At 73.4% G+C, this 23,333-nt stretch carries 20 protein-coding genes, 1 pseudogene and 1 riboswitch; of the genes and pseudogenes, 8 read left to right on the plus strand and 13 right to left on the minus strand.

Annotation, left to right across the window (positions count from 1 at the left end; genetic code table 11):
• Positions 1-89 precede the first annotated feature (89 nt).
• Positions 90-1,769 (minus strand): glycoside hydrolase family 13 protein, encoded by a 1,680-nt coding sequence (locus ACFWWR_RS34645; RefSeq protein WP_383865639.1) that lies wholly within the window; start codon positions 1,767-1,769, stop codon positions 90-92.
• Between the two features lie 300 nt (positions 1,770-2,069).
• On the opposite strand from ACFWWR_RS34645, the gene ACFWWR_RS34650 reads away from it, so the two are divergent.
• Positions 2,070-3,014 (plus strand): LAETG motif-containing sortase-dependent surface protein, encoded by a 945-nt coding sequence (locus ACFWWR_RS34650; RefSeq protein ID WP_383865638.1) that lies wholly within the window; start codon positions 2,070-2,072, stop codon positions 3,012-3,014.
• 154 nt (positions 3,015-3,168) lie between these two features.
• Here the strand turns inward: ACFWWR_RS34650 and ACFWWR_RS34655 are convergent, their stop codons facing one another.
• Positions 3,169-3,555, minus strand: a complete 387-nt coding sequence (locus tag ACFWWR_RS34655; protein WP_383865636.1) for an ArsR/SmtB family transcription factor — start codon at positions 3,553-3,555, stop codon at positions 3,169-3,171.
• An 80-nt stretch (positions 3,556-3,635) separates the two neighbouring features.
• A riboswitch (cobalamin riboswitch) is annotated at positions 3,636-3,836 on the plus strand.
• Positions 3,837-3,863: 27 nt separating this feature from the next.
• On the opposite strand from ACFWWR_RS34655, the gene ACFWWR_RS34660 reads away from it, so the two are divergent.
• A complete protein-coding gene (locus tag ACFWWR_RS34660) occupies positions 3,864-4,961 on the plus strand; it encodes a HoxN/HupN/NixA family nickel/cobalt transporter (RefSeq protein WP_384307502.1) in 1,098 nt (365 codons plus the stop codon).
• Here the strand turns inward: ACFWWR_RS34660 and ACFWWR_RS34665 are convergent.
• Both ACFWWR_RS34665 and thrS read right to left on the minus strand, forming a co-directional pair.
• Positions 4,958-5,920, minus strand: a complete 963-nt coding sequence (locus tag ACFWWR_RS34665; protein WP_383865632.1) for a nucleoside hydrolase — start codon at positions 5,918-5,920, stop codon at positions 4,958-4,960. The two genes, ACFWWR_RS34660 and ACFWWR_RS34665, sit on opposite strands and share 4 nt — an antisense overlap.
• Before the next feature lie 45 nt (positions 5,921-5,965).
• Positions 5,966-7,195, minus strand: coding sequence for a threonine--tRNA ligase (gene thrS, locus ACFWWR_RS34670; RefSeq protein ID WP_383865746.1), 1,230 nt, complete (start codon positions 7,193-7,195; stop codon positions 5,966-5,968).
• Positions 7,196-7,531: 336 nt separating this feature from the next.
• Between thrS and ACFWWR_RS34675 the strand changes: the two genes are divergently transcribed.
• A complete protein-coding gene (locus tag ACFWWR_RS34675) occupies positions 7,532-8,320 on the plus strand; it encodes a hypothetical protein (RefSeq protein ID WP_384307504.1) in 789 nt (262 codons plus the stop codon).
• Positions 8,321-8,406: 86 nt separating this feature from the next.
• Here the strand turns inward: ACFWWR_RS34675 and ACFWWR_RS34680 are convergent, their stop codons facing one another.
• The 4 genes and pseudogenes from ACFWWR_RS34680 to ACFWWR_RS34695 all read right to left on the minus strand — a co-directional run.
• Positions 8,407-9,234 (minus strand): GAF and ANTAR domain-containing protein, encoded by an 828-nt coding sequence (locus ACFWWR_RS34680; RefSeq protein ID WP_383865628.1) that lies wholly within the window; start codon positions 9,232-9,234, stop codon positions 8,407-8,409.
• A gap of 94 nt (positions 9,235-9,328) precedes the next feature.
• Positions 9,329-10,144 (minus strand): TIGR03943 family putative permease subunit, encoded by an 816-nt coding sequence (locus ACFWWR_RS34685; protein ID WP_383865626.1) that lies wholly within the window; start codon positions 10,142-10,144, stop codon positions 9,329-9,331.
• Positions 10,141-11,145, minus strand: a complete 1,005-nt coding sequence (locus tag ACFWWR_RS34690; protein WP_383865624.1) for a permease — start codon at positions 11,143-11,145, stop codon at positions 10,141-10,143. Before ACFWWR_RS34690 ends, ACFWWR_RS34685 begins: the two co-directional genes overlap by 4 nt.
• Positions 11,146-11,215: 70 nt before the next feature.
• Positions 11,216-11,442, minus strand: a pseudogene (locus tag ACFWWR_RS34695) (transcriptional regulator); the annotation flags it as partial.
• Between the two features lie 191 nt (positions 11,443-11,633).
• Between ACFWWR_RS34695 and ACFWWR_RS34700 the strand changes: the two are divergent.
• Positions 11,634-11,816 (plus strand): hypothetical protein, encoded by a 183-nt coding sequence (locus ACFWWR_RS34700; protein ID WP_383865623.1) that lies wholly within the window; start codon positions 11,634-11,636, stop codon positions 11,814-11,816.
• Between the two features lie 210 nt (positions 11,817-12,026).
• Here ACFWWR_RS34700 and ACFWWR_RS34705 read toward each other — a convergent pair whose 3' ends face one another.
• The 4 genes from ACFWWR_RS34705 to ACFWWR_RS34720 all read right to left on the minus strand — a co-directional run bounded on the left by ACFWWR_RS34705 (position 12,027) and on the right by ACFWWR_RS34720 (position 18,195).
• On the minus strand, positions 12,027-13,427 hold the full coding sequence (locus ACFWWR_RS34705; RefSeq protein WP_383865621.1) for an extracellular solute-binding protein: 1,401 nt from the start codon (positions 13,425-13,427) through the stop codon (positions 12,027-12,029).
• 347 nt (positions 13,428-13,774) lie between these two features.
• Positions 13,775-16,408: a substrate-binding domain-containing protein gene (locus ACFWWR_RS34710; protein ID WP_383865619.1), complete on the minus strand. Its 2,634-nt coding sequence runs from the start codon at positions 16,406-16,408 to the stop codon at positions 13,775-13,777.
• A gap of 4 nt (positions 16,409-16,412) precedes the next feature.
• Positions 16,413-16,775, minus strand: a complete 363-nt coding sequence (locus ACFWWR_RS34715) for a hypothetical protein (protein ID WP_383865618.1) — start codon at positions 16,773-16,775, stop codon at positions 16,413-16,415.
• Positions 16,776-16,833: 58 nt separating this feature from the next.
• The gene (locus ACFWWR_RS34720; protein WP_384307506.1) at positions 16,834-18,195 is read right to left on the minus strand and encodes a hypothetical protein; all 1,362 of its coding nucleotides are present in this window, start codon (positions 18,193-18,195) and stop codon (positions 16,834-16,836) included.
• A gap of 449 nt (positions 18,196-18,644) precedes the next feature.
• Between ACFWWR_RS34720 and ACFWWR_RS34725 the strand changes: the two genes are divergently transcribed.
• Positions 18,645-19,127 carry a hypothetical protein gene (locus ACFWWR_RS34725; protein ID WP_383865614.1) on the plus strand — a complete coding sequence of 161 codons (483 nt, stop codon included), beginning with the start codon at positions 18,645-18,647 and terminating at the stop codon, positions 19,125-19,127.
• Positions 19,128-19,317: 190 nt separating this feature from the next.
• Positions 19,318-20,223 (plus strand): hypothetical protein, encoded by a 906-nt coding sequence (locus ACFWWR_RS34730; RefSeq protein ID WP_383865612.1) that lies wholly within the window; start codon positions 19,318-19,320, stop codon positions 20,221-20,223.
• Here ACFWWR_RS34730 and ACFWWR_RS34735 read toward each other — a convergent pair.
• Entirely contained in the window at positions 20,120-21,469 is a 1,350-nt protein-coding gene (locus ACFWWR_RS34735; RefSeq protein WP_384307535.1) for a PLP-dependent aminotransferase family protein, read from the minus strand. The genes ACFWWR_RS34730 and ACFWWR_RS34735 overlap by 104 nt on opposite strands.
• Positions 21,470-21,545: 76 nt before the next feature.
• Between ACFWWR_RS34735 and ACFWWR_RS34740 the strand changes: the two genes are divergently transcribed.
• Entirely contained in the window at positions 21,546-22,340 is a 795-nt protein-coding gene (locus ACFWWR_RS34740; RefSeq protein ID WP_384307509.1) for an alpha/beta fold hydrolase, read from the plus strand.
• A gap of 10 nt (positions 22,341-22,350) precedes the next feature.
• A complete protein-coding gene (locus tag ACFWWR_RS34745; RefSeq protein ID WP_383865608.1) occupies positions 22,351-23,316 on the plus strand; it encodes an endonuclease/exonuclease/phosphatase family protein in 966 nt (321 codons plus the stop codon).
• The last annotated feature ends 17 nt before the right edge of the window (positions 23,317-23,333 follow it).

Below are 23,333 nucleotides of genomic sequence, written 5' to 3' on the forward strand. Positions count from 1 at the left end.
CTGCACACCTACAACCACCACCGCTGCCACACCGCACTCGGAGGCAAGCCACCCATCAGCCGTGTGAACAACGCTGCGGGTCAATACACCTAGGGAGCGAGCCAGACGGTCGTGTCCGGCCCGAGCCGCCCGTCCTCGAACGGGCGGCTCGCGAGCAGCACTTCGCCCGGCGGCAGTGGTACGGCCGTGCCCGACAGGTTGGTGACACACCGCCAGCCGTCGTTCCGGGTGAAGTCCAGCACGCCGTCCGGGGTGTCGGCCGTCCAGGTGAGCGTTTCGCCCTCCAGCAGCTTGCGGCGCAGCCTGAGAGCCTTGCGGTAGAGCTCCAGGGTCGAGCCCTCGACCCCGTCCTGCGCCTCGACGGCGTAGGACGCGAAGCTCTCCGGCTGCGGCAGCCAGGCACCGCCCGCGCCGAAGCCGTAGGACGGCCCCGTGCTCGTCCACGGCAGCGGCACCCGGCACCCGTCCCTGCCCTTGCGGACGCGTCCCGTCTGTTCCCAGATCGGGTCCTGGAGGACCTCGAAGGGCAGGTCGGCGACTTCAGGCAGGCCGAGTTCCTCGCCCTGGTAGACGTACGAGGATCCCGGCAGCGCCAGCATCAGGAGCGTGGCGGCGCGGGCTCGCCGCAGACCCTCGGCCGGGTCGACGGCGGGGGCGTGGCCGCCGGACAGCAGCCAGGCGTTGTCGTCGGTGCCGGGCGGGAGCATCAGGCGGGAGGCGTGCCGCACGACGTCGTGGTTGGACAGCACCCAGGTGGCGGAGGCGCCGGCCTCCGACGCGGTGGCCAGCGAGTCGGTGATGACCTGGCGCAGCTCGCCGGCGTCCCAGCCGGCCTGCAGGTACTCGAAGTTGAAGGCCTGGCCGAGTTCGTCGGGGCGGGCGTACCGCACGCGCCGCGCCCCCTGGACCCAGGCCTCGGCGACGGCCATGCGGGGCGGGCGGTAGGCGTCCAGGATCTTGCGCCAGTCGCGGTAGATCTCGTGGACCTCGTCGCGGTCGAAGAAGGGGTGCGTGCCGGGCGGGAACCGGGGCAGCGACTCCTCACTGCTGAGCTCGGGGGCGCCGAGGTCGCGCAGCGGTTCCTCCAGGTCCTTGGCGAGGGCGTGGGCGACGTCGACGCGGAAGCCGTCGACCCCGCGGTCGGACCAGAAGCGCAGGGTGGTGCGGAAGTCGGCGCGGACCTCCTCGTTGTCCCAGTTCAGGTCGGGCTGTTCGGGGGCGAACAGGTGCAGGTACCACTGTCCGTCCGGCACCCGTTTCCAGGCGCTGCCGCCGAAGACGGACTGCCAGTCGGTGGGTGGGAGTTCGCCGTGGGTGCCGCGGCCGTCGCGGAAGACGTAGCGGTCGCGGGCGGGCGAGCCGGGCGCGGCGGCGAGCGCCTCCCGGAACCAGGCGTGCTGGTGGGAGGTGTGGTTGGGGACGAGGTCGACGATCACCTTGAGTCCGAGGCGGTGAGCCTCGGCGGCCAGCGCGTCGAAGTCGTCGAGGGTGCCCAGGCGGGGGTCGACGTCGCGGTGGTCGGCGACGTCGTAGCCGCCGTCGGCGAGTTCGGAGGGGTAGAAGGGGCTGAGCCACAGGGCGTCGACGCCCAGTGCGGCGAGGTGGTTCAGGCGCCGGGTGATCCCGCGCAGGTCGCCGAGCCCGTCGCCGTCGGCGTCGGCGAAGCTGCGGGGGTAGACCTGGTAGACGACGGCCTGCCGCCACCAGTCGGGGTCCTTGGAGGAGAGGTCGGGAAGGTGGAGTCGGTGGTCGGGGTTCGGGTCGGTCACGCGGCGTTCTCCCTCATGGCGGTCGTGACGATGGGCAACGGCACTCAGGTACCTGTCCACATTGTCGGGAAAGCGAACTCGAACGCCGTCCGGAGCGGTTCATTCCCTGTGTGTCGGAATTGTGATGGAGTTCTGAACTCAACCTGCATATCCGCAGGTTGACAGGGTTCCGCTGGGAGATCCACGATGTGCGGACACTGTGGCGCATGTGACCAATGAGCCCAGTGTTTCTCAGAGGTGCTTCACAGCACTTCATTCACAGCACTTCACCACCCCTCACACACATCCGATGGGATCCGCATGTCGACAGCCAGACGTGTCACCGCGCGCCGCCTGCTGGGGACGGGCGCCGCGGCGCTCGTCCTTTGTTCCGCCTCCGTCGCCGCCGCTTCCGGCGCCTGGGCCACCGGCACGCCCGGTGGCGACGGCTGGAAGTCCGGCGGCACCTACAAGCCCGGCACCGGCGCGGGCACGGAGACCGGGACCGACCGCTGCCAGTTCTCGCTGGACGGCACGAGCTTCTACGACTCGGTCAAGGTCGACGACCAGAACCTCAAGCCGACCGACGACGGCAAGGTGCACATCAAGGTCCGCACCGCGGGCGACGCCACCACCTGCACGGCCTCCCTGGCCTCCTACCTCGCCCACGGCGCCACCTTCGGCACCTCCGGCGAGCAGGTCTTCGTCGACTTCGACACCGTCACCGTCAAGCCGGGCCAGACCGACTCCCTCGACATCGCGGTGCCGGACGCGGGCTGCTTCGCGCAGATAGACCTGTACCGAGGAGCGGTCAAGTTCGACGGCAAGCTCGACGCGAACGACGGCTTCGTCCACGGCGACCTGCCCAAGGGTCCGGACCGCCCGGTCATCAAGGACAAGCTGATCGCGGCCTGGAACGGCGGCACGAAGGACTGCACGACGGCCCCGTCCGAGCCGCCGGCCACCCCCACGCCGACCCCCTCCACCCCGGAGTCCACCGAGCCCTCGACGCCCTCGGAGGAGACCACGCCCCCGGCGACGGAGACCCCCGCCGAGTCCCCCTCCCCGTCCACCGAGGCCCCGAGCCCGTCGGCCTCCGAGTCCACCACCGCCCCCGCCGCCACCCCGAACGGCGGCGGCGACAACCTCGCGGAGACCGGCGGCAGCAGCGCGACCGGCCCGATCGCGATCGGTGCGGCGGTGCTCCTCGCGGGCGGCGCGGGCATCGTGCTGGCGACGCGTCGCCGCAAGGCTGCTCGCTCGTAATCAAGCGCAGTTGGTGTAGTCGGCGCCGGTCGGGCGGTTTCAGCCCGGCCGGCGTTCGGGCTGAGGACCGGGGATCGCCCCCGCCGCCCCTTCCCGTCCCGTCCCTGGGGGCTGCCGCCCCCAGACCCCCGCTTCGGCCTGAACGGCCTCGTCCTCAAACTCCCCCAAAGGGGGTGCCCCCAGACGGGCTGGAAGCGGCGCAGTGTTCGAGGAGCGAGGCGATGTCACTGTCCACCACCCGGTAGCGCACGATCCTTCCCTCCTTCTCGCCCTCCACGACCCCCGCCGCCCGCAGCAGCCTGAGCGCCTGCGACACGGCGGGGTCGTTCATGCCGGTGGCGATCGCCAGGTCGGAGACGGCCAGCGGGCCGGTCCGGTGCAGGGCGAGCAGCAGCGCGAGCCGCTTGGGATCGGCGAGCAGCGAGAAGCGGTCGGCCCAGGTACGGACATGGCCCGGTTCGCCGATCGCGGCGATCGCGTCGCACACCCGGTGCCCGTCGATGGTTCGGCGATCCACTCGGTCGGCCGGAACGAGATGCATGCCGCCATCCTCGCAGGCGCCCCCATGTGATCTTCCATACCTGCGCAGGTACGCAGCTATGCAGGAGACCGCTTGCCACCCTACGGTGGGCGGGCCGTGGTGCTCGGGAAGCCGGTGACGACCCCTCAGGGGGTCCATGCCGGAGCGGCCCTCGCCACTGTGATCGGGGAGTTTCCGTCCCGTCCGGCGCCAGCCGGGCCACTGGTCACAAGACCGGGAAGGCAGGAACGGACACGCACGACCCGTAAGCCAGGAGACCGGCCACGGCATCTCACGAGTTGATCCACGAGGTGCTGGAGCGTGACCGGATGACCCTGCCCAACCCTGCCCCGACGTCCTTCAAGTGGCGCCGGGAGGACACCCTCAAGACCGCCGGCCTGATGGCGGTCGTCGCCGCACTGCACGTCGTCGCCTTCGGAATCCTGTTCCTCCTCGTCGTCCCCGGGCACTACGAGGTCGGCAACAAGGCCTTCGGCATCGGCCTCGGCATCACCGCCTACACCCTCGGCATGCGGCACGCCTTCGACGCCGACCACATCGCCGCGATCGACAACACCACCCGCAAGCTGATGGCCGACGGCAAGCGCCCGGTGTCGGTGGGCTTCTGGTTCGCGCTCGGCCACTCCAGCGTGGTGGTGCTGCTCGCCCTGCTGATCGCGGGCGGCACCCAGCTCGCCGGAAGGGTCATGAACGAGGACTCCGGCACCCACCAGGTGCTCGGCGTCCTCGGTACGACGATCTCCGGCACGTTCCTCTACCTCATCGCCGCCCTCAACCTGGCCGCCCTGCTCGGCATCCTGAAGGTGTTCAAGGCGATGCGGGCGGGCGCCTACGACGAGAAGGAGCTCGAACAGCACCTGGACTCGAGGGGGTTCATGAACCGGATCCTCGGCCGCCTCACCAAGTCCATCACCCGCCCCGGCCAGATGTACCCGCTCGGCTTCCTCTTCGGACTCGGCTTCGACACCGCCACCGAGGTCACCCTGATGGTGATGGCGGGCTCGGGCGCGGCGGCCGGTCTGCCCTGGTACGCGATCCTCTCCCTGCCCCTCCTCTTCGCCGCCGGCATGAGCCTGTTCGACACCCTCGACGGCACGTTCATGAACTTCGCCTACCAGTGGGCGTTCTCCAACCCGGTCCGCAAGGTCTTCTACAACCTCACCATCACCGGCCTGTCCGTCGCCGTCGCCTTCTTCATCGGCACCATCGAACTCGTCGGCGTCCTGCACGAGAAGCTCGACCTGACCGACACGGTCACCACCTGGATCGCCGACATCAACCTCGACAGCGTCGGCTACGTCATCGTCGGCCTGTTCGTGGTGGTGTGGGCGGCCGCCATCGCCTACTGGCGACTCGCCAGGGTGGAGCAGCGGTGGGCGGTCCGGCCCGCGGCGGAGACGCGCTAGACGCCCTCCACCGTCGTCAGCCACAGCTTCACGTACCGCTCCACGTCCACGCCCAACGCCACGTCCACCAGCCGCTGTTCACGGGTGCCCTCGTGGATCTCGGACTCGCCGGGGCGCGGGCGCCGGTCGACGATCGTCTGGCCCCGGGTGGCGCCCGGGGCCAGGCTCACCTCGACCGGGAGGGGTTCGGTGGTGATGCCGTCCGGGTCGACGACCGCGCAGACGGCGCCCGCGTCGCCGAGGCCGCCCGTGGGTGTGGGGTCGCCGGAGGTGGCGGGATCCCGGTGGGCGAGGAGTTCGCCGGCCAGGCGCAGGCGGGGTTCGGAGCTCGCGCGCAGCCGCTGCACGTCCCCGGCCGGGACGAGGACCTGCTTGAACACGTCCAGGCCGTACATCGTGATCGGCACCCCGGCGGTGAGGAGGATCGCGGCGGCCTCCGGGTCGTGCCACACGTTGAACTCCGCGACCGCCGTGGCGTTACCGGTCGCCACCGCGCCGCCCATGAACACGATCCGCTCGATGTTGCGGACCACCTCGGGGTGGGTGCGCAGCAGCAGCGCGATGTTCGTCAGGGGCGCGGTGGGGATGAGGGTGACCGGCGTCGGCGAGGCGAGGATCTCCCGCCGCAGCAGCGTCACCGCGTCCACGTCGACCGGCCGACGGGTCGGCGCGGGCAGCCCCAGGTCGCCCATCCCGTCCTCGCCGTGCACGTGCCGCGCCGTCCGCACCGGCTCGATCAGCGGGCGCTCGGCACCCCGCGCGACCGGGATGTCACCGGCCCCGGCCTGCTCCAGCACGGTCAGGGTGTTGCGCACGACGCCGTCCACGTCGGTGTTCCCGGCCACGCAGGTCACCGCCCGCACGTCGAGCGCGGGGTGCCGTACGGCGAACAGCAGGGCCAGGGCGTCGTCGACACCCGTGTCGCAGTCGATGATCACCGGGATGGGCTGACCGGTCACGGCGGGGTTCCTCTCCTCGGGATACGACGGGTTACGCAAGCGACCTTACGCAGCCGCCCACAGTCCGGTCCCGCGAGCACCGACCCGGGCGGCGATCCGGTCCAGCAACTCCCCGGCCGGCACCGCCCCCGGACGGCTCCCGTCCCGCAGCCGTACGGCCACCAGGTCGCCGTCTGCCTCCCGCTCCCCGATCACCGCCTGGTACGGCACGAGCCGCGCCGCCCGGATCCGGGCGCCGAGGGTGCCGTCGCCGGGGCCGTGCGGTTCCGCCCGCAGTCCCCGCGCCCGGGCCTGCCGTACGACCTCGTGGGCCCGCTCCTCCTGCGCGTCCGCGACCGGCAGCACCACCAGTTGCACGGGCGCGAGCCACGCCGGGAACGCGCCGCCGTGCTGCTCGAGGAGATGCGCGACGGCCCGTTCCACGCTGCCGATGATGCTGCGGTGCACCATGACCGGCCGGTGTCTGGCGCCGTCGGCGCCGATGTAGTGCAGGTCGAAGCGTTCGGGCTGGTGGAAGTCGATCTGGACGGTGGAGAGGGTGGTCTCGCGGCCGGCAGGGTCGGCGATCTGGACGTCGATCTTGGGGCCGTAGAAGGCGGCTTCGCCCTCGGCGGCCTCGTAGGGGATCCCCGAGTCGTCGAGCACCTCCCGCAGCAGCGCGGTGGCCCGCCGCCACAGGTCCGGGTCGGCGACGTACTTGCCGCCCTCGCCGGGCAGGGAGAGCCGGTGACGGGCGGCCCGGATGCCGAGATCGGCGTACGCGCGGCCGATGAGCTCCAGGGCGTCCCGTGCCTCGTCCACGGCCTGCTCCAGGGTGCAGAAGATGTGCGCGTCGTTGAGCTGGATGGCCCGGACCCGGGTCAGACCGCCGAGCACCCCGGACGGCTCGGAGCGGTACATGCCGCCCAACTCGGCGATTCTGAGGGGCAGTTCACGGTAGCTGTGGGAGCGGGAACGATAGATCAACGCGTGATGCGGACACAGACTCGGCCTCAGTACGACCTCCTCCGCGCCCAGTTCCATCGGCGGGAACATGTCCTCGCTGTAGTGGGACCAGTGCCCCGAGATCTCGTACAGCTCGCGTTTGCCGAGGACCGGCGAGTACACGTGCCGGTATCCGGCGGCGCGTTCGGCCTCCCGGACGTACTCCTCCAGGGTGTGCCGTACGACGGCCCCGTCGGGGAGCCAGTACGGCAGGCCCGCGCCCATCAGCGGATCGGTGTCGAACAGGCCGAGTTCGCGGCCGAGTCGGCGGTGGTCGTGCGGGCCGGTCATGGCGGTCATGGCGGTTCTCTCCTCACGGTGACCGGCGACGAGCCCCCGCACGACGAAGCCCCGGGGCACTCGCCCCGGGGCTTTCGACTGGGTCAGCTGTCAGCGCGCCGGGACACTCTCCGGCGTCGTCGTGAGAGACACGAGTACTACGTGGGCGCGCTGCATGGGGCGACGGTAGCAAGGAGGCGGAGGGCCGGGCGATCGGTTTTCGGGACCCGCGCCCACCCCCGCCCCGGCCCCGCTCACCCGTACGGCCCGGCTCGCTGGTGGCCGGTCGGTCCCGGTGGTGCCGTAAGAGGGCGCACTCGATCTTGGCAGCCCTCAGGAGAGACCTCGATGACCCGACCCACGGCCCGTGTCCGCACCGCCTCCGCGCTGTCGCTCGGCGCCCTCCTGACCGCGACCGCCTGCTCCGCCCTCACCACGCCGCCCACCGCCGAGAAGCCCGACCTCTCCGCCACGACCGCGTCGCCCGCCCCGTCCGGGAAACACGCGTCCCCGGCCGCCACCCCCGCCCTCACCGCGGCGCAGGCGCAGGCCGTGCTGCTCACGGAGACCGATCTGGGGGAGCCCTGGACGCCGACGCAGGGCAGCGCGACCTGGCACGACGCCGTGCTCAAGGCGACCACGAACCTCCCGGACTGCCAGCGGCTGATGGACACCGCCTACTCCGAGGAACTGTTCGGCGCGGACGCCCGTCCTCGTGCGGTGGTCGGGCTCGACGACGACTGGAACGAGACCCAGTTGCGCCAGCAGGTCGTCGCCCACCCGGCGGCGGACGTGGACCGCACGCTGGCCTGGCTGAAGGCGCTGCCGAAGAAGTGCGCGCGGTTCACGGCGAAGACCACCCGGGGCGAGGCGCACGCCGTCGAGGTCACCGAGGCCGCGCTGCCCGAGGCCGGGGACGCCCGGCAGGGCCTGCGGATCCTCGTCTGGGGCGAGACGGCCGACGGCGAGCCCGCCGCGTTCACCCTGGACGTCGCCGCCGTCCGCGTCGGCGACGACGCGATCGGCCTCACCCACGGCGGCTTCGGCGAGGTGTCGCCCGACATCGCGCGGGCGGTCGTACAGCTCGGGGCGCAACGCCTGACGGAGGTCCGGACGAAGGGGCGGGTGGAGGTCTGACCGCGGCGCCCGCCCGGGCCTCCGGGGGCGTCCGGGCAGGGAGCCCAGCACGATGTCCAGGCAGGACTTCTGTCGCTTCGGGTGGCTCAGTCGCCGTCACGGTCGAAGCGGGTCCGGTGCTCGACCACGTCATGTGCCAGCTCCAGCGCCGTACGGCTCTGGGCGAAGGCGTGGCCGCGCAGGCGGGCCAGCGCCTCGTCGGAGCCGATGCCGAGCTGGGCCATGATCATGCCGACGGCCTGGTGGACCTCGTCCTGGTCCTTGGCCAGCCCGCTCAGCCAGGGTTCCGTCTCCCGGCCCCCGTGCTCCTCTCCGCGGGGCAGCGCCATCAGGGCCACCGTCATCACGTTCGCCACCATCAGCGCGGTGCGCAGCTCGCGGGGCGTGAGTTCGCCGGGGGTGTCGCGGTAGAGGTCGAGGGTGCCCACGCACACGGCTTCGTTGCCCAGGGGGATCGAGTACATCGCCCGCACCCCGGCGGCCGTGGCCTGCTGGGCGAAGACCGGCCAGCGTCCGACGTCCCGCCCGGTCGTGAGGTCGCAGGCGAGCACGGGGACGCCGGCGCGGGCGGCGTGCTGGCAGGGCCCGTCGCCCAGGGTGGCCTGGATCTCCGCCAGGCGGGCGGCCCGCTCACTGCTCGCGCTCAGCCGTACCGGCATCCCGTCGGTGTGCAGCGCCACGCTAGCGGCAGCCACCGGCAGCAGTTCGACCGCCACCCCGCACAGCCGCCCGGGAATCTCCCTGGGCTCGGCGTCCCGCACGCCCTCCGCGATCACGTCGACGTCCCGCATGTTGTCCTGGGCGAGTTCGCGCTCGGCGTCGAGATCCGACGCCCAGGACTGCTCCGGATGCTCGTAGCGGCCGGGCTCGTCACCGTGGGCGCCTTCTGGGCCGTCCCTGGGACGCACGGCCACCGCCTCCTTCGATCACAGCGCGCCCACCGTCGTACAGACCCCGCTGGGGGGCGACGCCCGACTACCCCCCGGCCCACGGGCGAAACCCGGCCCGCTACCGCTGCTCGTACGGATCCGCCGGCTGCTTCACCCGCTTCACCGAAGTGACGTCGAGCACCGCAGGCCAGGCCGCGTCGGTGCCCAGCGCGCCCTCGGGGTGCCAGGTGCCGGTGACGGTGACCCAGGTGTCGACCGGCGGCGCCTCGTCCCCGCGTACCTCGACCTTGCCGGCCGTCGCGTCGGCGGCGCAGCAGCTGACGAGGAGCCGGGTGACGTACCAGGTGCCGTCGTCGCCGTGGGTGACGAAGCCGGTCATCCGGACCGTGCGGCCCTTCAGCGACCGCCCGCTGTCGTAGATCGCCCGGGAGCTGAACTCGCCGAGGGTCAGCTCCACCGGGTCCCCGGCGGCGAGCGCAGGGAAGGCCCCGACCCCCTGCGCGGCCCGCTGAGCGGACTCGCGCCCGGCGCTGTACGACCCGAGGGCGGGCGGCGGGAAGAGCAGCAGGGCGAGCGCGGGGAGGGTGAGGAGCCAGGCGATCCGAGGGCCGTGACCGTGGTGATGACCGTGCCCGACGTGATCGTCCTCTTCGTGGCCGTCGGGCGCGGATTCCTGACCGTCGGGCGTGGATTCCTGACCGTCGGGCGCGGATTCGTGACCGTCCGGCGTGGATTCGTGACCCGCGTGCGCGGACCGCCGTACGACCGCCATCACCGCGCCCAGCAGCACCAGCACCACCCCGGACACGACCAGGTAGGGCCGCAGCCCCGCCTGCACATACCGCAGGTACAGCTCGCTGAACAGGGAGATCCGCAGGATCGCCGCGCCCGTGAGCACGAGGAGGAGGGGAGAGCCGTACTGCCCTGGAGTCACAGCAGCCACCACCCGACCAGCACACTGCTCGCCACGGCCACCACCCAGGTCACGGCCGAGAACCGTACGGCGAAGGCGCGCCCGAAGGTCCCCGTCTGCAGGGCGATCAGTTTCAGGTCGACCATCGGCCCGACGACCATGAACGCCAGCCGGGCGGTGGGCGAGAACCCGCTGAGCGAGGCGGCCACGAAGGCGTCGGCCTCGCTGCACACGCACAGGACGACGGCCAGGACGGCCAGCAGCAGTACCGACAGCCAGACCGAGCCGGTGAAGAGGTCGAGGACGGACCGCGGGACGGCGATGTTGAAGGTCGCCGCGGCCCCCGCGCCGAGGACGAGGAAGCCGCCGGCGTGCAGGAAGTCGTGCTGGAGGCCGGCACCGAAGGCCCGCAGACCGCCCCCGCCGGCCGGGGCGCGCCGCTTGGGCAGTCGTATCCATTCCTCCCGTCCGAACCGGGCCCACAGCCAGCCCATCACGACCGCCGTCCCCAGCGAGGCGACCAGCCGGCCGAGGACCATCTCGGGCTGCCGGGGGAAGGCGATGGAGGTCGCCACCAGCACCACCGGGTTGATCGCGGGCGCGGAGAGCAGGAAGGCGAGGGCGGCCGCCGGGGCCACCCCCCGGCTCATCAGGCTCCCGGCCACCGGCACGGACGCGCACTCGCATCCGGGCAGCACGACGCCCGCGGCCCCCGCGACCGGCACGGCGAGGGCCTGGTTGCGCGGGAGGAGCCGGCGGAACACCTTCTCCGGCACGAAGGCGCCGATCGCCGCCGAGACGACCGTACCGAGGAGGAGGAACGGCACCCCTTGGACGGCGACCGCCGTGAAGACGGTCCACCAGGCGGCGACGGCCGGCGTGTACAGGTCGAGGGCGAGCATCGGCCCGAGGACGGAGACGACCGTGACGACGGCGAGCAGCGCCGCCCCGCCGAGGACGGCGTACACGAGCGCGCGCACGCCGAGGCGCAGGCTGTCGCCCACCGTCCGTTGGTTCTCCACGTGCCTGTCCCGGTAGTCCGTGTGTCTCCGCGCACGGTAACCGGGACCACTGTGCGCCGGCCCGGGTTTCTCACAGAGGAGGCTGTGCGGGGGGGGCGAGCCGAGTGTGGTCGTGTCGGGGCCGTACGGTGTCCGAGCCCCGTCCGGTAGGCGTCCGGGGCCGCCTCCACGCGTCCCGAGCGCCGTGGCAGATCCCCCAGCATCCGGCACAGGTCGGCCAGGTCACCGGCCGCGCCCGCCCGCTCCGGCAGGCTCAGCGGCCCGCACGTGGTGTTCCTCGGCGGCCTCGTCGGACCTGCCCACGGGGGCGTCGCGCTCCGACATGCCCGACCCCCCTGGTGCCTCTTGCCGTTCGACTCCGACAGCCCCTAGGTTGAACGGGTTGAACGGCGTATCAAGCGTGCTCAACACGACGTTGCTCATGGTCGTCCCGTCGTCGTTGTCGCTGTTCGTGTTCTTGCCGTTGTCGTCGCCGCTGCGAGGTTGTCGTGCTGGAACGCACCCGAGCCACCGAGCGTTACGCCAGGAGCATCGTCGCCGCCGTCGTCGCGGTCGCCGCCCTGGTACTGGCGGCGAACGCGGGCCCGGCGAGAGCCACCGAGCCGGGGTCGGCCCGGCACGCCGCCCCCGTCTCGGACGCCTTCCTCGCCCGGACATCCGGCAGCGACTGATCCGCGGGTTCGCCGCACACCCTCCGAGCGTGGCGGGGGCGTTGTCTCCAGGAACGGTTGCTGGGTCCGCGTGTCCCAGAGCTGGATCGTGCCCGCGTCGCCGCCGACCGCCAGGGTGTGACCGTCCGGGCTCAGGGCCAGGGCGCCGACGGCACTCCCCACCTGCCTCGGCGGCCGCCTTCCGTCATGCCGCGAAGCGGCCTGGGGGCCCTAGTCCGGCAGCGCCTTCCGCAGGGCCTCGTGCAGCCGCTCCGCGAGCTGCGCGTCGCTCGGTGGGCGGTCGCCGAACAGGGCGCCCAGCTGGGCGGTGAAGGTCTGTGTGAACGCGCCGTAGAGCGGGGTGCGCGGCCGCTGTACGGCGGCTTGGAGCGCCGGGAGGAGGATGCGGCGGGCGTACGCGGGGCGGCCCTTGTCGCGGGGCATGCGGTCGGCGCGCTCCCCGGTGGGGGAGGCGGAGGGGGTCGAGGCGGCCAGGGTGCACTTCACCGCATCGTCGTCGTACGCCGATGTCCGCGTCGCCGCGAACCCCGCGTCGAGCAGACAGCGTTCGCTCTCCTTGCCGGTGAGGAAGCCGATCAGCTCGGCCGCCTTGGGCGCCCGCTGGGAGGCCGCGGTCACCGCGAGGTTCTGGCCGCCGAGAACCGCCCGGCCGGGCAGCGGGGCCACGCCGAGCTGCTCGGGGGTGAAGGACTGGTGCAGCGTGCGGTAGGCGTAGGGCCAGTGGCGCAGGAACGCGGTGCGGCCCGCGGCGAAGTCCGCGAGGGAGGCGGCCTCGTCGGAGTGGACGGCGTCCTGGAGGGTGTACGGCGGACCCGTGCGCTGCCGCAGTTCGGCGATGCCCTCGGTCAACTGCGCGGCGGAGGCGACGTACCGGCCGTCGGCGTCGATCAGGGCGAGATCCGGCGTCGCGGACGCGAACGCCTCCACGGCGTTGACCGTACGGCCCTCGTAGGGGGCGAGCTGGGTGGTCCAGCCCTGCTCGTAGCCCTTGGGCGGTTGGTTCTCCAGCGACTGGATGGTCTCCTGGAGCCAGGCCCGGTCCACGCCCGCGCTCAGGTCGGTCTGCGGGACGCCCACCGCGCGCAGGTGGTCGCGCCGGTAGTAGAGGAGGCCGACGTCACTGTTGAACGGCACCGAGTACACCTTGCCGTCCCAACGGGCCGTGTCCGCGACCGACTTGATGACATCACCGTCCAGCACGCCGTCCGGCAACCGGCGCACGAGGCCGGCGTCGGCGAACTCCGGTACCCAGGTGACGTCGAGGTTGACGACGTCGTAGGCGGCGCTGCCGGACTGGAGGGCGCCGAGGAGCTGACTGCGCTGTTCGTCGGCGCTGCCCGGCAGTTCGACCAGGCGGGCGCGGTAGCCGGTGCCTGCTTTCTCCTGCTGCCGGTTCCAGGCGTCGATGAGCTGCTGCCGGATGCCGTTCTTGCCGGTGACGTCCCGACCACTGGCGACGACGATGTCCCCCGGCCGGTCGGCGACGGGCGTCGCGGAATCCCCCGCACCACCACCGGTGCACGCCGCGACCAGCAGCAGAACCAGCAGGACCGCGAGCCGCCGACCGGTGCGACGCAGAGCCGTTCCACGTCCGGTGCCACGACGGCGCATGAGCAGTGCGGACCCAGGTCGGCCCTTCAGCCGCGCGGCGCCACGACTGTCCCCCGACCGCGCGGAGTCGCGACGGCCCTCCAGTCGTGCAGGGCTGCGACGGTCCTCCGGACGAGCGGCGCCACGGCTGTCCTCCAGCCGCGCGGGGCTGCGACGGCCCGTCCGCTGTCCTGAGCCGCGCCCGGTCTTCAGCCGTGTTGACGTGGCGCGGACCCTCCGCAGTCCGGCACTCCACCCCGTCACCCGCCCAGCAGAGTCGGCGTGATCCATCCCCTGCCCCGCACTCCACCCCGCCACCCGCCCGTCGGAGTCGGCGGGGTGCGTCCCCTGGCCCGTGTTGCGCCCCGTCATCGGTCCGCCCCCGTTCCGGTGCGGGCGACCTCGTCGGTCAGGCCCGCGCCGAGGTCCTCGTCGGTGTCCAGGCAGCGGCCGCCGCTCGCGGCGGAGATGCGGGCGGCCGGCCGGTTCGGGTCGCAGCCGCCGGTCTCCAGGGACACCATGGCCACCGGCACCTTCGCCGCCCGCGCCCGGGTCAGTACCTCGTCGAGGTTCGCGCCGGTGAGCCGGCTGTCGTCCTCGCCGTCGGTGATGTGGACGAGGAGGCGGGGGCGTTCGTCCGGGCCGAAGCCGCCCAGGTCGTCGAGGGCCGCGAGCAGGGCGCCGTGCGGGTCGGCCTGGGCGTCCCGCACGCGGGCCGCGTCGACGGCACGTTCGGCGTCCCTGCGGGTGTGGCGGCCGAAGGGCAGCACGGTCTCGTACGGGCGCTCGGCACCGGACGTCCCGGAGACCGCCCACACGCCGTACTCGTCCTCGCCGCCGAGCCCGCCCAGGGACTGCTTGAGCAGGCCGGGCCCGCCGCTGGGCCCCTCCCACAGGGAAGCCATCGAACCGGAGCTGTCCAGCAGGAACAGGACCCGGCCGGGGCCGTGCGCGGCGCGGTAGTCGGTGAGCGCCGTCTCCATCTCCTCCCGTCCGGCGCTCTCCTTGAGCGGCGAGGGCTCCCACAACATCCCGGCCGGGACCGGGCCGTCGGCGTCCAGCAGGGGATTCCCGCCGCTCGTGGAACGGAAGCCGTCCCGCGCGAACACGGCCCGCCCGTCCTCACCGGTGAGCCATGCGCGGAAGCCCTCGGCCGCCGCGTCACGCGCCGCCTCGTCCCGGTCGGCGTCCTGCCAGCGGACCCGCACGAACGTGGGCTCCAGCCCGGGTACGTCACCGGGGTAATGGGCGACCCGGGGCGTCCGGGTCGCCCGGTCGCAGCCGACGCCGCTGCGCAGCAGGAACTCGGGGACGAGGGCGGCGGTGCGGTTGTCCACCTCGTCGTCGTCGGGCAGCGTGCACAGCAGGTCGGCGGCCGTAGGAGAGGGCGGCCCCGGCTGGGCGACCTTCAGTTCCGCCCCGGCCGGGTCGGCTCCGCCCGCGTACAGGCCGATGGTGGCGAGCAGCGCGGAGGACGCGAACTCCGGGTCGGAGCGGCGCACTTCGGCATCCGCGTCGCGTTCCCCCAGGGCGGTGATCATCAGGGCCAGCGAGGGTTCGACACGGTCGTTCAGGTCGGCGGCGATGTGCCGCGGGACGGCGAGCACGACCGGGGAGTACGCCAGCGGCTCCTCGTCGGGGTCGAGGCGGGCCACGGCGTCGGTGTCCTGGGCGGCCGCGACCCGGGCGGCGTCGGCGGCGGTGGCGGGGATCCAGATGTCCGGTTGCGGGCCGACGTCCCGCTGCGGGTTGGTGTCCTCGTCCCGGGGCTCCTGCCAGGCGTCCGACTGACCGGCGAGCGCGGTGACCGCGTCGGCGGAGCCCGCGCTGTAGACCGTGATGCCGCTGCGCCGACAGCCGTCGCCGGTGGTGTTCTCGTCCGACGTGAGATAGGCCTCCGCCGCCGCGCTCACCGTCGGTTCGAGGTCGGGGTCGGTGAGGACGCGCAGTTCGAGCGGCGGCGCGCAGGAGGGGTGGCCGGCCGTGAGTTTGACGATGCCGTACGAGCCGAGCCCCAGGGCGGCGAGGACGAGAGTGAGGACGAGGGTGACGCGGGTGGCGGGACGGCCGGGGGAGGGCAGACGCCGCCAGGCGCGGGCGAGGGCCGTGACGCCGCTGTGGAGGCGGGCGAGAAGGACGGACGCGGCGGTACGGAGACGGGAAGGGCCCGGTTTCCGTTCTTCCCCGGGCCGCTCGGGCGGACTCCGCCGCTCCCCCGGCGGCCACGGCCCCGATGCGCCCACCGGCCGCCTGACCGGCGGAGCCGGCCGTGCGGACAGCAGGACGTCCTCACCCGGCTCCGTCCTGCTCTGCGGCTCCCACGGCTCGCCGCGCACCGTCTTGTACCCGACCGCCGCCATCCGGTCCCGCAGCCGGTCGGCGACCTCTTGGAAGCCCAACTCCCCGTTCTCCCGAAGGAGTTGTACGAGCTCCTCGGTGAACGGCGTCGGTGTCGAGGTGTCCCCCGCGTCGATGCGGTGGTTGGCCTGCACGCTCATCAGCAGCAGTACGCGCCGCTTGTCGCGGAAGGTCTCCCAGATCCACGCGGCGTTGCCCGCGAAGCAGCAGTCGAGGACCACCACGATCCGCTCGGCCGGACCGGCGGCCAGCACGGTCAGTGCGGTGCTGAACGTCTCCGAGCCGGGGAAGACCGCGTGCCCGCCCGCCACCACGCTCGCGTTGCGCATCTGCAGGAACAGCTCGTCGCCCGCGCTGGGGATGGCCCCGTGCCCCGTGAAGTACAGGAACAGCAGCCCCTCCGCCTCCGCGGCGGTCCGGCGCAGGGCGTGGTCGAAGTCGTCCCGGGACGGCGAGCGGGCCACCGTGATCTCGTGCTCGCCGAAGACCCGGCCCTGTAACAGCGTGTCCCGGAGCCGGTTCAGGTTGTGCTTGACGGCGGGGAGGTCGCCGGGCACGCCGTGCGGCGGCTCCGTGAGGTCGTATTCGGAGACCCCGACCAGCAGCGCCCGGTTCACCCGTCCACGCGGGTCGAAGCGGGTCACCGGCCTACCTGTCGTCGAGGCCCACGGTGTCGACACGACCCTCGGGCGGATCGCCGTCCTCGACCTCTCTACGGTTGGCCCGCCATGCCTCCACCGCCTGCTTGACCTGTGTCAGCAGCTCCTTGAAGACGGTGGCCGCGCCCGCCCCGATGACGGCGACGACGATGTCCATACCGACGCCCATCGGGGCGCCCGGCTCGTCCGTGCGGCGCTGTTCGTGGATCTGCAGCCGGCCGGCCCGCACCAGTTCGTCGAGTGGTTTCTCCCGCTCCAGCCACTTGCGCAGCGCGCCGACGTCGCTCTCGCTCGCGGTCCCGTCCAGCCGAACCCGTATGCCTTGGTTGGCCACTCCATCCCCCTCAGCCATAACTCACCATCATGGCACCGAGGTCGGAGTCAGGGGAGGGGTACGCAACCCTTCATCTTCACGAGCCGAGCGTCTGCAACTGCCGCAGCTGCCGCCGGATGTGGTCCAGGGCGCCCTCCCGGCGCCCCGGCACCCGGGCCCGCAGGTCGGCCAGCGTGGCCCCGAGTTCACGGGCCGCCGCGGGATCGCCGATCTGCCCCCACTGATGGTGCGCCCGGTCCACGGCCGACTCCACGGCAGGCGCGTCCACCGCCTGCCCGGCGTCCAGCCGGGCGGACGCCACCGCCAGCCAGGTACGGCAGCTGCGCGCCGGATCGCCCGCGAACATCGCCAGATCGGCCCGGACCTCCGCCCAGTGCAGGGCCTGCTCGGAGGCACGGCCGTGTGAGCGTACGGCGGCCTGCTCGTGCTCGGCGGCGAGGGCGTCGGCGGCGTCATGACGGCCGTCCTGGACGGCCGTGGTGATGGCGGCGTGCGGATCGTCGTCGACGCCGTGCCGGACGGCGTCGCTCTCCGTGCGCGGCCGGGCGATCCCTCCACGCCGGTCCGCGCCGGCCGGCCCGTCCGGCGCCTGGGGGCGGGAGGGTTCGGGCCGATGCCCGGGCCTGGGACCGGATCCGGCCGGAGCGGGCACGCCCACGCCGGGCACGCCCAAGCCAGGCACGCCCACTCCCTGCCCGCCCACGCCGGGCACGCCAACATCGGGCACGCCCACTCCCTGCCCGCCCACGCCGGGCACGCCAACATCGGGCACGCCCAAGCCAGGCACACCCGAGCCGGGTACGCCCGAGCCGCCCACGCCGAGGACCAGGTCCCCGTACGCCTCGCTCCCGAGCCGGGCCAGCGCCTGCTCGTGCAACTGCTCCATCGGCGGACGCCACCCGCTCCGCAGGATGGTCGCGACGGCCTTCATGTACGCCGGGGCGGCCACCGTCCGCCGGGACGACGGCGGCGGCGCGACCCGTCCGTACACCGCCGCGCTGCGCCCGCAGTCGAGCGGGTGGGCGCGCAGCCACTGCCAGGTCTCCGCGTCGGCGTGCAGGTCGAGCAGCAGGGTCGTCGTCCCGGGCGTGCGCAGGCGCAGTTCCTCGCGGATCCAGTGCCAGGGGAGGCCGGTGTACCGGACGGTGGCGGTGGTGGTGCGGGCCAGTGCGAGGTGGGGCAGGTGCTGGCGGCGGTCCAGCAGGAGCTGGCCGGTGACGAAGACGGTGAGCGGGCCGGGGGCGGTCGCGGCGGCCCGCAGCCGGGTGAGGACGGCCTGGGGTTCCAGCGGGTCGGCGAGCTCGACGACGTTGGCGGTCTCGGTGCCGGACAGCACGGCGGGCGGCACGGCCGCGAGCACGGGGAGCACGGACGCCGCGTCCACCAGACAGCCCTTGCCCACCGGCGATGCGGCCAGCAGCAGCACGGTTCCCGGCATCGGTCCCTCCCCGTCCCCCGTCGATCACGTACGGCAGCACCGTAACCGCTGCGGCTGCAAAGGTGGGTCTCAGGCCTGCGAACGCCCCTTCCCGAACGCCCGCACCGTGACCCACCGCACGCGAACACGTCGTGCCGACGGCCGTTTCGGCGAGCGGGCGGAGCAGACCGGCGCCACCGCGTGCCCCGCAGGGGTACGGCCCCTGTCGCCCGGCGCCCGGCGACTGCGGTCTTCGGCGGGCCTCGGCCGTTGCCGGGCGGCACAGCCGTACCCCCGCGGGTTCGGCCCCTGGCGCCGGTTCGTGGCCGAAGGCGAGGTGCGCACCGGGCCGGGAAGCCGAGCGGTGCCGCGGTGGCGATCCGCACCGGGAAGTCCCCTCCGTCGACTTGCCAGGGCCTGTCCCCAGGTGTGCTCTGGAAGGCGGGGGGCGAGGAGAGAGGAGTGCTCTCATGGCTCACGCGGCACCCACGCCCGGCAGAATGCGCGGCACGCGCCGTCCGGCCCGTCCGGCCCGGCGGGGCATGGCCAGACCGACCCGCACGCCCGACCTGTTCAGCGAGCGCGTCCACACGGTCGCGAGGTACGCGGTGCCCGTCGTGCTCGGGCTCGTCTACGGCTACTGGGCCGCGGCCAACCGCCGCCACGGCGGGCCCGTCACCGGCTGGAACCTCCTGTTCGGCTTCGCCACCGCGATCGCGTTCATCGTGCTGTGCCTCGCCGTGGCGACGTTCGCCCCGCGGCTGAAGCGGGAGCTGCACTCGATGACGAAGTCCGCCTTCGCGGGCGCGGCCATCGGCTTCCTGTACAGCCAGACCGGCGAGAGCGTGCTCAGGTGCACGGCCCTGGGACTGGTGGTCGCGGCGGGCATCTTCGGCGTGTTCTTCTACCGCTACTACACGCGTGAGGACGCGGAGGGAAACCGCATCCGCTGACCGCGCGTCGGCCACCGGGCGGCTCGGCGGAGAGCAGACGACAGGGGCCCCGGCTGATCGCCGGGGCCCCTGCATGTCGCTTGTCCCTCCGCCGCTCACCGGGCGGCTCGGCGCCCGTTCGGCGTGCACCGTGCGCCCAAATGCAGTCACGCCGCTCGCGGCCCGGGTTCGGGCCGTCTTGCCTGGAAAGGTGCCCTCACGACTCCGGAACGCCCTGTCGGCCGTACTGATCGCCCTGGCCTGTCTGCTCGTGCCGTTCGGCGCGTCGGCGGCCTGGGTGGCGTACGGGCTCGCCGACACCGGCCGGTACGTCACCACGATGGCGCCGCTCGCCGCCGATCCGGACGTGCGCGACGCGATCGCGGACACCGTCGGGGCCGAGATCGTGAACTCGGCGAACGTCGGCGGGCCGATGCGCCCCTTCGTGCGGGACGCGGTGCGCTCGTTCACCCGGACCGAGGCCTTCCGCACGGTGTGGGACGCGGGCAACCGGGCCGTGCACGAGGCGGTGTTGAGCGCGCTGCGGGGCGGTGGCGAGGGTGAGGTGACGGTGGACCTCGCACCGGTCGCCGCCGAGGTCAAGAAGCGACTGACCGAGGACCACGTGCCGTTGGCGCACCGCATCCCGGTCCGGCACACCGAGGTCTCCGTCCTCCCAGCCGCGGACCTGCCCCGGCTCCGGAAGGGGTTCCACATGCTCGACGTCGCCGGTGTCTGGCTGCCCGTGACGGCGGCGGTGCTCGCCACCGCCGGGATCGCCGTGGCGGCCTGCCGCCGCCGCGCGGTCACCGCGACCGCCCTCGGCACCGCCCTGGGCGGCGCCCTGCTCGGCCTCGCGGTCGCCGTCGGCCGCCGCCTCACCCTCGCCGGCCTGCCCGATCCCGCCCACCGGCCGGCCGCCGGCGCGATCTACGACGCCCTCACGGCCACCCTGCGCACGGTCTCCTGGCTGCTGGTCGCCGTCGGCCTGACGGTCGCCCTGACCTGCCTGCTCACCGCCCGGTACGGCCATCTCGTACGTCGTCGGCCACCTCGGCAAGCGTCCGCAGCGCCCGCCGCAGATCCGGCAGAGCAGCCGACGCGAGCCCGAGCCTGACCGCGTCCGGCGTACGGCTCGGGTCGACGGCGAAGGCGGGCCCGGGCGTCACGGCGACACCGCGGGCGGCGGCCGCGGCCGTGAAGGTGTCCGCGCGCCACGGGGCGGGCAGCTCCCACCAGGCGTAGTAGGCACGCGGATCCGACCGTACGGCGAACCCGCTCAGTTCCTCCTCCAGGATTTGCTGCCTGCGCCCCGCGTCCGCCCGCTTCGCCGCGACCAGCCGCGCCACCGTCCCGTCCCCGATCCACCGCACCCCCGCCTCCAGCGCGAACCGCCCCGCACTCCACCCCCCGGACCGCACGGCGGCGGCCACGGCGTCGACCCGATGCGGCGGTACGACGAGAAAGCCGACGGTGAGTCCGGGCGCCACGCGCTTGGACAGGCCGTCGACGACGTGGGTGAGGGCGGGCGCGTGGACGGCCAGCGGTGTGATCAGGTCGTCGGCCAGGAAGGACCAGATGCGGTCCTCGACGACCGGGATGCCCAAGTCGGTCGCTGTAGCGGCCAGTTGGAGCTTGCGCCGCTCGCTCGTCGTCACGGACGTCGGGTTGTGCAGGGTCGGCTGGACGTAGAGGGCGGACAGGGGGGCCGTGCGGTGCGCGGCGGCCACGGACTCCGGGCGCGGGCCGTCCTCGTCCGTGGCGAGCGGCACCAGCGTGATGCCCAGCCGGGCCGCGATCTCCTTGACCACGGGGTAGGTCAGCGCCTCGACGCCGACCCGGCCACCGGGCCGCACCAGGGAGGCGAGGACGGCGGCGATCGCCTGCCGGGCGTTGCCGGCGAAGAGAACCTGCCCGGGGGACGGACGCCAGCCGGGGGCGGCGAGCAGACCGGCGGCCGCCTCCCGGGCCGCGCCGGTGCCGGTGGCGGCGGCGGGGCGGAGGGCCTCGGCCAGGACGTCGGGGCGCAGGAGGGGCGCGAGGGCGGGGGCGAGGAGCTCGGACTGGCCCGGCGCTGACGGGTAGTTGAGCTCCATGTTGACGGGTGCGGCGGCTTCGGCCGGCTCGGTGAGCGCCCGGCCCGTCGCCGCGACCTGGGCAGCCCGCACGAACGTCCCGCGCCCCACCTCGCCCACCACCAACCCGCGCCGCACGAGTTCGCCGTACACCCGCCCCGCGGTCGACCCGGCGATCCCGCGCCGCCGCGCGAACGCCCGCTGCGGGGGCAGCCGTTCACCGGGCTTGAGGCGTCCGGCGGCGATGTCGTCGGCCAGGCGGTCGGCGAGGCGCCGGTAGTCGTCCAAGGGGTCCCCCATCAGATTGCACCGAGAGCAAAGATCTTATTGCACCGACGAGTTGGGGCGATCTAGGGTCGGTCACATGACCCCTTTCCCGGAGGTCCTCGCATACGAGGACAAAGGCGCCGATACCCCTGCGGTCCCCCTTGTCCTGGTCCACGGCCACCCCTTCGACCGCACCATGTGGGCCCCGCAGCTCGCGGCGTTCTCCGCCACCCGTCGGGTGATCGCCCCCGACCTGCGCGGCTACGGCGAGTCCCCGCAGGTCCCCGGCGTCACCCGGTTCGAGCAGTTCGCCGAGGACATCGAGGCGCTCCTCGACGACCTGAAGGTGGAGACCTTCGTCCTGGCCGGCCTGTCCATGGGCGGCCAGATCGCCATGGACGGCTGTCGGCGGTTCGGGGAGCGCGTCCGCGGCCTGGTCCTCGCGGACACCTTCCCGGCGGCCGAGACCCCGGAGGGCGTGCGCACCCGCAACGCCATGGCGGACCGGCTGCTGCGGGAGGGGATGCGGGGGTACGCCGAGGAGGTGCTGGAGAAGATGGTGGCGCCGTACGCCTCACCCGAGGTGAAGGCCCACGTCCACCGCATGATGACGTCCGCGCCCCCGCAGGGTGCCGCCGCCGCCCTCCGCGCCCGCGCCGGACGCCCCGACTATCGCGAGCTGCTGACCCGCGTCACCGTCCCCGCGCTGGTGGTGGTGGGCTCCGACGACGCGTACACGCCGGTCTCGGACGCCGAGGCCATGCACGCGGCCCTGCCCGACTCGACGCTGCGGGTGATCGAGCGGGCGGCCCACATGCCGAACCTGGAGCGGCCGGAGGAGTTCAACGGGGCCCTCGGGGACTTCCTGGCGCGGGTGGACCGGCGCTCGTAGTCTCGGGACGGTGACCCGACAGCGCTTTCGCCGGCCCGGCATCTGGTGCGCCGCGCCGCTGTTCGCCGGGGTGAGCGTCGTCGTGGGGTGCCGGGTCGCCGACACCGACGGGATCACCCCCGTCCCCCAGCTCCTCGCCTTCCTGCCGTGGCTGCTCGCGCCCGCCGCGCTGGGGCTGGGTATCGCCCTGCTCGCCCGGTGGTGGACCGGGGTGGTGTGGGCGGTCGTCGTTCTCGGACTGCTGGCGTGGTTCATGGAGCCGTACGGGAAGATCAGTGAGCCAGTCGGCGCGGCCGTCGCCTCCTTGCGGGTGCTGAGCTCGAACGTCGAGTTCGGGCAGGCCACCGACTCCCTCGTCGGCACCGTCCGCAGGGAGCGGCCGGACCTCATCTTCGTACAGGAGTGCGAGTACGGGTGTGACGCGGCGCTGGAGCAGGCCCTCGGCGCCGACTACCCGCACCGACAGGCCGTCGAGGGCGGCGGGTCGGCGGGCTCGGTCCTCCTCAGCCGCTTCCCCCTCAAGAGCGCCGAAAGCATCCCCGGCACGATGGGCATGCCGGGTGCCGTCGCCGACGTGCGCGGGCGGGCCGTACGGCTCCAGCTCGCCCACCCGATGCCCCCGCTGCCCGGCCAGGTCGACGTCTGGCGGCGCGAGCTGGGCGCCCTGCGCGACTTCGCCGCCGACCGGGCGACGACCCCGACCATCCTGGCCGGCGACTTCAACGCCTCCCAGGACCACGCCGCCTTCCGCCGCATCCTCGACACCGGCCTGCGCGACGCGGCCCGCCTCGCCGGCTCCGACCGGACGCCCACCTGGCCCGCCCGCACGGCCGGAAGCACTCCGGCGCTGGGCGCCCAGATCGACCACGTGTTGATCTCCGCCGACTTCGCCGCCCGCGAGGCCCGCTTCCTCGACCTCGCCGACACCGACCACCGCGCACTGCTCGTCGACGTCACGCTGCACGAGCGGAGATGACGGCGGAGAAAATCTCG

It is taken from the genome of Streptomyces sp. NPDC058678, assembly GCF_042714835.1.
Lineage (GTDB): Bacteria > Actinomycetota > Actinomycetes > Streptomycetales > Streptomycetaceae > Streptomyces.